Annotated in this window: 14 protein-coding genes; all 14 read right to left on the reverse strand. The window is 59.2% G+C overall.

The window, feature by feature from the left end; all coding sequences use genetic code 11:
• Positions 1–20: 20 nt before the first annotated feature.
• The gene (locus EET67_RS01805; protein WP_128624480.1) at positions 21–422 is read right to left on the reverse strand and encodes a hypothetical protein; all 402 of its coding nucleotides are present in this window, start codon (positions 420–422) and stop codon (positions 21–23) included.
• Positions 406–1551: a tyrosine-type recombinase/integrase gene (locus EET67_RS01810; RefSeq protein WP_128624481.1), complete on the reverse strand. Its 1146-nt coding sequence runs from the start codon at positions 1549–1551 to the stop codon at positions 406–408. The genes EET67_RS01805 and EET67_RS01810 overlap by 17 nt, the downstream gene beginning before the upstream one ends.
• 392 nt (positions 1552–1943) lie before the next feature.
• Positions 1944–2357 carry a hypothetical protein gene (locus tag EET67_RS01815; RefSeq protein WP_128624482.1) on the reverse strand — a complete coding sequence of 138 codons (414 nt, stop codon included), beginning with the start codon at positions 2355–2357 and terminating at the stop codon, positions 1944–1946.
• Positions 2354–2617 (reverse strand): Y16D family protein, encoded by a 264-nt coding sequence (locus EET67_RS01820; protein ID WP_128624483.1) that lies wholly within the window; start codon positions 2615–2617, stop codon positions 2354–2356. The genes EET67_RS01815 and EET67_RS01820 overlap by 4 nt, the downstream gene beginning before the upstream one ends.
• On the reverse strand, positions 2610–2912 hold the full coding sequence (locus EET67_RS01825) for a hypothetical protein (RefSeq protein ID WP_128624484.1): 303 nt from the start codon (positions 2910–2912) through the stop codon (positions 2610–2612). The genes EET67_RS01820 and EET67_RS01825 overlap by 8 nt, the downstream gene beginning before the upstream one ends.
• Before the next feature lie 132 nt (positions 2913–3044).
• On the reverse strand, positions 3045–3824 hold the full coding sequence (locus EET67_RS01830; RefSeq protein ID WP_128624485.1) for a Lar family restriction alleviation protein: 780 nt from the start codon (positions 3822–3824) through the stop codon (positions 3045–3047).
• A gap of 192 nt (positions 3825–4016) precedes the next feature.
• Positions 4017–4589 carry a DUF551 domain-containing protein gene (locus EET67_RS01835; protein WP_165899753.1) on the reverse strand — a complete coding sequence of 191 codons (573 nt, stop codon included), beginning with the start codon at positions 4587–4589 and terminating at the stop codon, positions 4017–4019.
• Positions 4589–4924, reverse strand: coding sequence for a hypothetical protein (locus EET67_RS01840; protein ID WP_128624487.1), 336 nt, complete (start codon positions 4922–4924; stop codon positions 4589–4591). Before EET67_RS01840 ends, EET67_RS01835 begins: the two co-directional genes overlap by 1 nt.
• Positions 4925–4953: 29 nt before the next feature.
• Positions 4954–6057 carry an RNA ligase gene (locus EET67_RS01845; protein ID WP_128624488.1) on the reverse strand — a complete coding sequence of 368 codons (1104 nt, stop codon included), beginning with the start codon at positions 6055–6057 and terminating at the stop codon, positions 4954–4956.
• On the reverse strand, positions 6054–7028 hold the full coding sequence (locus tag EET67_RS01850; RefSeq protein ID WP_128624489.1) for a phosphatase domain-containing protein: 975 nt from the start codon (positions 7026–7028) through the stop codon (positions 6054–6056). The genes EET67_RS01845 and EET67_RS01850 overlap by 4 nt, the downstream gene beginning before the upstream one ends.
• On the reverse strand, positions 7028–7321 hold the full coding sequence (locus EET67_RS01855; RefSeq protein ID WP_128624490.1) for a hypothetical protein: 294 nt from the start codon (positions 7319–7321) through the stop codon (positions 7028–7030). The genes EET67_RS01850 and EET67_RS01855 overlap by 1 nt, the downstream gene beginning before the upstream one ends.
• On the reverse strand, positions 7314–7706 hold the full coding sequence (locus tag EET67_RS01860) for a hypothetical protein (RefSeq protein WP_128624491.1): 393 nt from the start codon (positions 7704–7706) through the stop codon (positions 7314–7316). The genes EET67_RS01855 and EET67_RS01860 overlap by 8 nt, the downstream gene beginning before the upstream one ends.
• Positions 7703–7930, reverse strand: coding sequence for a hypothetical protein (locus EET67_RS01865; protein ID WP_128624492.1), 228 nt, complete (start codon positions 7928–7930; stop codon positions 7703–7705). The genes EET67_RS01860 and EET67_RS01865 overlap by 4 nt, the downstream gene beginning before the upstream one ends.
• 715 nt (positions 7931–8645) lie before the next feature.
• Positions 8646–9032: a helix-turn-helix domain-containing protein gene (locus EET67_RS01870; RefSeq protein WP_128624493.1), complete on the reverse strand. Its 387-nt coding sequence runs from the start codon at positions 9030–9032 to the stop codon at positions 8646–8648.
• Between the last annotated feature and the right edge of the window lie 106 nt (positions 9033–9138).

The raw sequence follows: 9138 nt of genomic DNA on the forward strand, positions 1-9138 counted from the left end.
CAGAATGCGTGCAGATTTGTTCATGCTGCGTTCGCCTGCGAATCGGCGTTGTCGTTCTCATGCCGATACCGCTGCGGCTTGCCGGACTCGTACCAAAACATAACCCTGGGCGGCTCGTGGTAGCAGACAAGCGAAACCGGATTTGCGTCTTTATACCTTCTGACGGCCTTCCTGATGGTGGCCCCACTCTCCATTGCGGTGTCGATTATCATCAATCGCCCCAGATGCGTCGGAGCCTTCGAGCCGTAGGGGATGAACGGCACACGCAAAATGTGACTCGCGTAAACCGCTGCCACGGCTCCGCTGCGCCCCGGACCAGTAACGCTCCCCACGGAAAGCCATGCCGTTGCAATGCCGTCGTCAATGCCAAGTAGCATATCTCGGATGCGTTCATTGAATGCCGATTCAGTTATTACCTGCACGATTCCTCTCCAAATCCGTCCGCCTCCCAGTCCCCTCAGCCAGCTTGCCGAACCAATCGCCCGGCGAACTAACCCACGGCAGCTTTGCAAAGTCTCCCACTGGCAGCTTGTCTATCGCCTCAATCAAGGGTGCTTGCGGCACGTTGGTGTAGTGACGGCTCATGTCATCTGCGGCGTGGCCAAGAATCTGGTCTTTGATGTGCGGGTGCACGCCAGCAACGACCAGCTGCGTCGATACGGTGTGGCGGGCCGTGTATGGGCTTATGTCGCGAATCCCGCTCCGCTTCCGAGCTCCCTTGATTGCCGTCTTCAGCCCACCGCCGCCATCCTGCACGATCCCATACGGCTCACCCCGCGGCGTTCGGAATAATGCGCCGCCTCGATCAACCAAGGCTGGCAGCCACCCACACAGAAAACTATGCAGCGGTACGCCGCGCGGCTGTCCGGTCTTGGACGAGCGCACAACGAACCAGCGTTTGTCTATCGACACGTCCTCGGCGCGTAGCGCGAATGCCTCGATCGGACGAAGGCCGGTGTAGAACAAGAACGTCATCAACATAGCTGGATCCGGCGACAGGGCGGCCACGAAGCGCGCCGCGTAGTCGTACTCAACCGGCGCGGTTCCGCTACGTTCGCTTTTTAGCACTATGACATTGGTGCCCTTAGCCTTGCGTGGACGCTCCCATACGCGCACGTCGCACATTTCCTTGCGCGCCGCGTGATTCCACACGGCAATGAATGGCGTATAGACCTGCCGTATAAGTGTCTCGCGGCTGGCCGAAGGGTAAAGCTCCCGCGCGGCCTTATCCAGGTCTGCTTGCTTTATGTCAGATAGCTTCCGCCCTCGAAAGTAGACGGCCAAGCCGGACGCAACGCCGTCCGTTTTGCGGACGTCCGCAATGAACCGCGTTGGTGCGCCAGTTGCGGTGTATGAATCGGCAGCCTCGTCGAATGTGGCAACTGCCTTGAGCCCGTGCGCAGCCTCATTGGCTAGGCGGCCTTCTTTCCGGATGCGGATCGCTTCGGCGAGGTCTTTGTCGCCCGTGCCAGTAGTCTCGTAAACGCGGTGTCCGGCGACGGTTCCGCGGAGGTAATACGTCTTTCCGCGCTTGAGGAGTTTGAGTCCCATGTCAGTGCCTCCTGCAATCTTGCCAATTGGCTAGCCGTGAACGTTATTCGCCTGCCTGCCACCATGCAGCAACCGTGTTTTTTCCCGACTTTGGCAACACCGCGCGTCGTCATGCGCATTGCCTCGGCGGCTTCCTCTAGCGTGTAGACGCGCTCCAGGCTTGCCAAATTGGTGTTATCATTATCCGCCTTCACTTCTGCTCTCCCTCTGTGAGAGCGGCGGGCGTATCGTTGTAGTCGGCGTTCCACCGACGCGCGATCTCTTGGGCCAGAGCAAGGGACTCTTTGCCGGCGCCAATCATTATCGACCGCGTGCCGATGGTTAGTACCGCCTCACCGCCCCACGAATAACCGTCACCGTCACGCCATGGCAGTTGCGATGCTCGCGCCCGGTTAGCCATCCTGCGCCTCCTTTGCCTTGAGAAGGGCGATGAGCAGGGCGATGGGTGCCGTTTTTGCCTGCGCCTTGCCTTTGAAATCTCCAATGCCGAATTCTACGACCGGCCATTCGCTTGGCGGTTTGCTTGTGCCGGCCCATTCGATTGAGCGCCACATTCTCGGCAGCACCCGCTCTACCAGCGCGAGAGCGGCGTCGAGGCGGGCGGTATAGGCGGGAACCAATTGGTCGAAGCCGTGACCCGGCCACGTTACGAGCCCATCCGCTTCCAAGCGACCATAGTCGATCTTGTCTGGCCAGCCCTTGTTTGGTCGGGTGACATACCGATCGACACAGGTCGCGATCTCCGCATCCACCTCCCGGCTCGGCCCGTCGAGCTTTTCGAGCTTGGCGATAAGGTCACTCGTCACCACAAATCCTCCGAGAAAAGGTCACGTTCATTGCCTGTCGTTTTCGGCTCCTGACCAGCGACAAAAGCAATTTGTCTTGCCTGCACTCGATTGACGAAGCGCCCTTCGCTGGTCAGGAAGCCTTGGCAAACTGTCGGCAGCGCTTGCTCGGGCAAAAACTGCTCTGCGCAGTGAAGCACTTGCGCATGCCGTGCGGGCAGGGGCAGGCTGATGGTTACGCCTTGGTACTGGATGGCTGCTGACACAATACGCTCACGCATTGCGGCCTCCTTTCAGCGAGCGGGTGGCGGCGGCGATGTTCCTGGCCTCGATTACGCCGTCGGTCCAATTGCAGTTCTTGGCAGCCTTATCCGCAACCTTCGCCGCAGCCTCCAGGCTCTCCCCGTCCAGTTCGCCGGGAAGGATGCGGTAGCCGGCGGCGATAAGACGGTCGGCCCGTTCGCGCCAGCCTTCTTTCACGCCTTCATATTGCTGATCCCATGGGGCGATTCCGGGATACTCCAGCGCCGTCTCAAACAGCGCCCGCGCTATCACGTCTCTGGCGGTGTCAGCCATCGGATTGGCCTCCGAGGGCTGCGCGGCGGGTCCGATAGGCTTTGTGAACGTCCGCAGCCCAGCGTCCAACACTTTTCGGAGAGAGCACGCAGAAGCAAATCATGAAGATCAGATATATAGCCAGTCCGTCCATCATCTGCCCTCCTGCGCGGCGGTGAGAAAAGAGGCGGCTCGGAGGATGCGCTTAATCCACTCGCGGGCTACCTGCTTGTCGAACTCGGACGGTGGCTCGCAACGAGGCGTTTCGCTTTCGCCTTGGCGGATTTCTGCCGTCCATGAGACCCAGGCAGCGGTCGGCTCGACCGGCACCAGCACCATGCCCGAAGGCACGGCAGGCGGGGCGGCGTAAAGGGGGATGCTATAATTGAAAGCTCGCTCACACGGGCGTCCACCGGAGACGATCATGTCCTGTTTCTGGTAGTCTAGGATGATCTTGTGCAACTCTTTGCCAGTTGCGTCCTTCCAAGCCACAGGCTCTTGAGCGGGCGGGGCTACCAGGGCGGAGCGGATGCGGTGTTCGTAATCGGCTTGGGCGGCGGCTTTGGCGGTTTCTTCATCGGCGAACTCGGTAGCTGGCTTATCGGGCCAATCCAGCCAAATAACGCCATTGAGGACGCGGCCTTGATACAGCCAGCCGCCGCCCGCCTGATGGATAATCACCTTGTCGTCGCAGTAACCCTTGCGCCACTCCAGCGGCTTCACAGCCACCGCCTCTGCCTCGCGGTGAGCGAGGGCTGCGCGGCGGTTCCAAGCTTCTATGGCTTCCGATGCGCCGCTAAAGGCTGTTGTGTGACCGGCGCATACATCGCACTCGACGCAATGGTCATCGCTCCAATGTGCCCGGTGTGTGGCCTTTCCTCCGCAGAACGGGCACGGCAGCAACGCCTCGACCATCTTGTCAGTTACCTGCATGGCGAGCCTCCCGATAGTAGGCCTTCCCGAATGCGCAGCCGGCTCGGTAGGCTAGGAATAGATTGTTGGTTTCGCTGTTCTGGTAGACGTGACCTTTAGGCCAGAGACCCTTCGGCTCTTTGTCGAGGCGATAGGTTCGATGGTCGCGCTCAAAGGCGTCTATGATGTCGTAATGTTCCTGTGAGCCGAGCATCACTGGCGAGCCTCCTGGATTGCGGTTGGAGCAGCAGGGAGAGGCATCCAGTGGGTGGGGCCGTCGCACGCGTCGTCAAACAGAGCGGGGCCTTCTTCCATCATTCCCGCATCTGCGTCCCACGCGGCGACACGATCGCACCATGTTCCGACCGACGCAAACTCCCGGTAGTCAGGAGCCCACAGCAGGACTGGTGTTCCATCCTTCGGAGCCGTATCCATCGGCTGCCACACCGCCTTATCCAGCAGCGCCTTGAGCCGTTCGTTCTCGGCTGCTTGCGCTGTGATGGTATCGGCGGCTTCCGGCCCGTCTGGATTTATGTATCCGCGAGGGCGTTGTCCAAAGTCGGCGTACTCTCGGAGCAACCGCTCCACCAGCCCATTGTCGGCTGGGGCGAGGGTGGCACGTTCACAGTATGGGCAAGGTCCTCCCGCACCGCCGTAGCAGCGGTCATGAGCGTTTACGCACTTCAATTCGCCATCATCCAGCCCGCACTGTTGCGCGGCAACAGTCGGGGCGTCTGCGGCATTCGCGTCGGCCTCCGCCATGTCTATGGCTTCTATGTGGTCCATCACGCAGCCCTCCTATTGCGCGGCTTACCGTGCGCTTTAGCCGACCGGTTATCATTAGCCCCCTTCATAGCATGCCGCCGCTTGTAGCTCGCGAACTGGCGCGCGTTAACCGCAGAGCCTGGCACCTGCAGCGACTGGCCGGTGCGGTAAGCGACTTCCCGCGCTACGCTACGCACTTCTGCGGCTAGCAACGGCTGCGGTACGTGGTCGTGTCCGCTTGCGGAAAGATGCTCCGCAATCGACATGATGGCTCCGGGCGCGGTGCCCTGCGCAATAAATTCGTCTGCGGTTAGTACAGCGTGGTTGTAGCCATCGATCGTAATGGTGGTTGGCATGACGTGTCTCCTTGTGGTGGTGGTGGTAGTTAAATAGACCAGCGTGCGCCGTGCAGAGCGCGGTTGGCGTCAACTTGCGATTGGCTGTTGGTATTGGCCGCTACGCGTGCGCGAATGACCTCGCTCGGATTTTGGCCGCTGCGGACCTGAAACGCTGCTGGGCGAAAAACCGGTTCCAGCGAAGGAACGACATTCAGAGCGAAGTCCTTCTGCGTCATATCTTCGGTATTGGCGACTCGCTCCCATAGCCAGTTGGCGGTCACGGCAATACCGCACTCGACGTTTTCGGCATACTCTCGCGCGGCCTTAGCGTCTGGCTCGTCGAGTAGCGGCAGAACGTCGTCAAGGCCGCCGCTTAGAACCAGCGCCAGGATGTTCTTCTCCTGCAAGATACTATCTTTGGCTTTGTGCTTCAGGACGTAATCTTCGCCCTTGGCCTTGACCCATAGTCCATTGTCGAAGCGCACGACAAAGCCTTCTGTTCCTTGAATCGCGCGTGCATAGGCGAGGAAGTCAGAGGCGTTGGTGTGCGTTGAGGCGAACGTGCGAACGGCCGGCAAGTCCAAAAGCCTGGCGTATGGTTCAGGCGCAACATATTTGCCGGTCGTGTTGTCGCGCACCGCCAGCAGGGTTAATGCTGACTCTTCATAGCGTATGACGATGCGGTTGTCCGGTGCCGTCCATTCGAAGATCGGCGTAACAGCATTGCGGCACATTACCTGTAATCCGTGAGACAGAAGCGGCGTCAAATGCCGCTCAGCCTTCATCGCAACGTCAGTCCTGCCCATCCGCGTCATAAACACGACTTCGCCATTCACGATAGCGGGATGGATCATGGATCCGTCCAGTTTTTCGGTAATGGTGTGCGGCTGGCTGAAGTCAATCTTGTCGGGCTGCGTGTCGGGCGTCTGGCCTATATTCATGAATTTGTGCAGCGGGCGCGCCAGAACGGCCCCGTCTGGCGCAAACTTGATTCCGCGGCATTCGACTCGCGCCGGATGCTCGAATGTGTCTTCGCCTGCGAACACATAATCGATGACGGTGTAGTCACCCTTATCGGCCACAACGAAGTCCTTGCGACCTTCCACGTAGGGCAGGACGTCGTTGATGTGGGAGATGTGGAAATGTGTCATGCGGCTTCTCCCACAGTGTACTGTTCCTCGCCGACCACGAACCCACCACTCGCGTACGAACGCAGGTCCACAACATTGACGTTCGGCAGGCCATCGCCAGCCAGGATGTCGCGCAGCGCTGACTGGAAGCGTTCGTGGTGAAACTCGACAAGCGGCTTGCCTTTGACCATAACGTCAGCGCGCCAACCCGCCGTAGCTTTCTTCATGGCAAGCGGTCGGTCGATGACGATGTAGGAGATGCGAGCGCCTATCTGTGCCAACGCCACGCACGCCAGTCTATCGCGACGGCGCAAGTTCGTGGCATCAACGCAAACCGGCAGACCGCTATCGAGCCTCGCCTTGGCTATGCGGTGCAGCGCAGTGAACACGTCATCGTTGCGCGACTGGTCTTGCTGCGAGCCGGTGTATTCGGCGCGGAGTTCGTCGCTTGAGATGTATCCAGGCAGGCCCTTTGCATAATTCGTCTTACCGGCACCGCTTGGCCCCACCATAAGGGTCAGAAGTGCAGCGCCAAGGTCAACGGGCGGGATGACGCGCCCGCCGTCTTCCCAATTTGCGGTAACCTGAAAGCACGGTATGCCTTCTGCGCGCCACATATCTACGACGCGCTGCCGGTCGTCATAAACAAGGTCGGGCCGCTCATATTCCTGATTGAGCCAATGGCGCTTAAGTTCCACGTCCGGGGTGCTGTCGCCGTTGGCGCGCATGTGCTGCAGGAAACACGGATCTATGCCGTTCTCGGCAAGCCACTGTTCCGTCTTGGCGCGGACAACGTCGCTGCGCGCCGACCAGATGCGAACCTTATGGCCTGCCGACAGATGCGCGTGAAGCGTCTCTATGACGTGCGGCACAGGCAGGTCGTTGACGCATTCACGAAAGAACGAATCCCAACCCCGCTCGCCGCCACGGACGAAGTGCGTGCGGTGATTGATATTGGCTATCGTGCCGTCCAGATCAAAGATAACGAACATCACCTTACCTCCGCCACAACCGACCCGCACAGCCACTCCGACGTGCTGGTCTCAACAATCTGCCAAGCCAAGTCCGCGATAATCTCGACGGCTATGTCTTCCGGCATGCCTTCCTTTACGGCCAAGGCCAGCAAAGCCTCGCTGCGGTCGTAATCGGGCCACTCGCAAGCGTATTCTTGCGCGGCGTAGAGCGCGGCGGTTTCTATGGTGTCGGCCTTGGCCAGCATGGCACCGCCTAGCAGGATACTGCCAGTGTAGACGGCGAGGGCGGTGTAGAAGCGGGCGTTACGCATTGGTGCGGCCCTCCGCCTTGGCGATGGCGGCGCGGATTTCTGTAAGCGACCAGCCCGGCCATTCCGCGTAACCAGCACGAGAAAGGATGCCCTCCGCGCTTTTCAGCGCCGCCAGCAACTCCTCATGGCAATTTGCCGCACGCAGCATGAATGCCGCATTGGCTGCCGCATCGGTGAACCACACAGGCTTGCTATCGCCGCCATTACGCACCGACGGCGACGACGGGTTGCTCATGGCGTAGAAGTCGCAAACGTCCGCCCCATAATTATTGACAATGTAGGGGCCGTGGTGTTCGTCGCCTTCGATCAGTTCGAACGGCAGCGACAGTTCATGCGCCACATTGCGCCCCGCGCAAGCAGGTGCGCCCTTCACGGCCCCACTCACAGCCCGCACTCCTCTTCATACGCGCCGTCTTCATACGCGCGGCCTTCATGCGCACGCACCGGCTTTTCGCGGTGGCGCAGCTCCGCATTCACGCGGCGAAGCTCTGCAAGCAGCGCGCGGCGGCGCTGCTCCAGATAGCGCGTCTGCGCCTTGTCATGCTGGCTGCGGTGACGTGGCTCGTGGTGGCGGGTGGCGGGTAGTGCGGGCTGCTGAAACGTCGACATGGCGACTCTCCTCATGTGGTGGATGTCGCAATCATTATGCGAGTCACACAATCAAGTCAACAAGTTTATGCAAATCGCACAAAATGAGTGTGCGATATATCAATTTGTAGCGCGCCGATACAAAGCGTTATTGACTAAAACATGACGCCATATAGGCTTTGATTCGGGCGTGAGAACCCGGACTCGGAATAGGTGCGGCGCGTATCACCGCAAGCCGAACGGATGCGGTAGCTTGGCGGCTTCGCATCAAACCTGGCCATACGGCCGGGGGCGATGTGTGCTGTCCAGGCGTAAGCTAAAAACCATCGGCGTCTCTTCCGGGGACGTTCTCAACCCCCGGCTCGACACCAGCGTAGTCGTCGAGTGCTAATGCTAATCTCGGCAAAGACCGAGGCATAAAGGAAACCCATTTGCGCAAGCTTTTAGCGCACAACCCAGTGGAGCAAAAACGTGGCCGCACTCGCGCCGCTTGACTCAATGCAGGAAAATGTTCCTATATTGTTCCGGTATGGCGATACGGCTTGGAGGTAAGATTGAAAAGGCAACAGATTACCCGTCGTGGGGTTTTGACGGGCACAGCATTGGCTGCGTTGGGCGTGGGGGCGCCTGTTGCTATAAGAAAAACCAGCCCTGAAGACGAGGTGGAGGCCGCCCTTGCGGCGCTCGTCGATGCGCTAAAAAGATTGCAAGGCAGTGAGTGGCTAAGCGCAATTAATTACGAGGTAGGCACAGTTACCGTTTTGCGCCGAGCTTTCTCAACCACAAGCAATAAATCAATCGCCTGACGCTGGTGGTCCTCGGACCACTGGTCAAAATCCTCAAGGATCTCGAAAATCTGTGCAACGCGGTCCTGCCCGTTGTTGGCTGGGCCGCGTCCCTTTCCGGTAAGAAGCCAATCCAGCGTCACGCCAAACTTAAACGCATAATATGCGAGCCGGCTCGGGGATGCGGGTCGCTTGGCCGTTTCCGCATTCGTGTACGTGCTCTCGCCAACGCCGAGAGCCCTGGCGGCGTGTGACGGCCTTTCAAAGCCGGCAGATACCCGCGCCTTTTCTAAGCGCTTCCCAACTTCGAATTTGTCGATTTTAAAATTCTTTCTCATGCTTGCGCATATAGCACATAAAATTTGTGCGATGTGCATTGACTTTTGTTGTGCGACTCGCATACATACGGTTAACCTTTCGAATTAAGCCTACCGAGTCGTTACT

It is taken from the genome of Borborobacter arsenicus (assembly GCF_003934165.1).
In the GTDB taxonomy this organism is placed as follows: domain Bacteria; phylum Pseudomonadota; class Alphaproteobacteria; order Rhizobiales; family Rhizobiaceae; genus Pseudaminobacter; species Pseudaminobacter arsenicus.

Coding starts and splice junctions, on each gene's coding strand:
- EET67_RS01810 (WP_128624481.1), bottom strand. CDS start 1,551: ATGGGACTCAAACTCCTCAAGCGCGGAAAGACGTATTACCTCCGCGGA.
- EET67_RS01820 (WP_128624483.1), bottom strand. CDS start 2,617: ATGCGTGAGCGTATTGTGTCAGCAGCCATCCAGTACCAAGGCGTAACC.
- EET67_RS01825 (WP_128624484.1), bottom strand. CDS start 2,912: ATGGCTGACACCGCCAGAGACGTGATAGCGCGGGCGCTGTTTGAGACG.
- EET67_RS01830 (WP_128624485.1), bottom strand. CDS start 3,824: ATGCAGGTAACTGACAAGATGGTCGAGGCGTTGCTGCCGTGCCCGTTC.
- EET67_RS01835 (WP_165899753.1), bottom strand. CDS start 4,589: ATGGACCACATAGAAGCCATAGACATGGCGGAGGCCGACGCGAATGCC.
- EET67_RS01840 (WP_128624487.1), bottom strand. CDS start 4,924: ATGCCAACCACCATTACGATCGATGGCTACAACCACGCTGTACTAACC.
- EET67_RS01845 (WP_128624488.1), bottom strand. CDS start 6,057: ATGACACATTTCCACATCTCCCACATCAACGACGTCCTGCCCTACGTG.
- EET67_RS01850 (WP_128624489.1), bottom strand. CDS start 7,028: ATGTTCGTTATCTTTGATCTGGACGGCACGATAGCCAATATCAATCAC.
- EET67_RS01855 (WP_128624490.1), bottom strand. CDS start 7,321: ATGCGTAACGCCCGCTTCTACACCGCCCTCGCCGTCTACACTGGCAGT.
- EET67_RS01865 (WP_128624492.1), bottom strand. CDS start 7,930: ATGTCGACGTTTCAGCAGCCCGCACTACCCGCCACCCGCCACCACGAG.
- EET67_RS01870 (WP_128624493.1), bottom strand. CDS start 9,032: ATGAGAAAGAATTTTAAAATCGACAAATTCGAAGTTGGGAAGCGCTTA.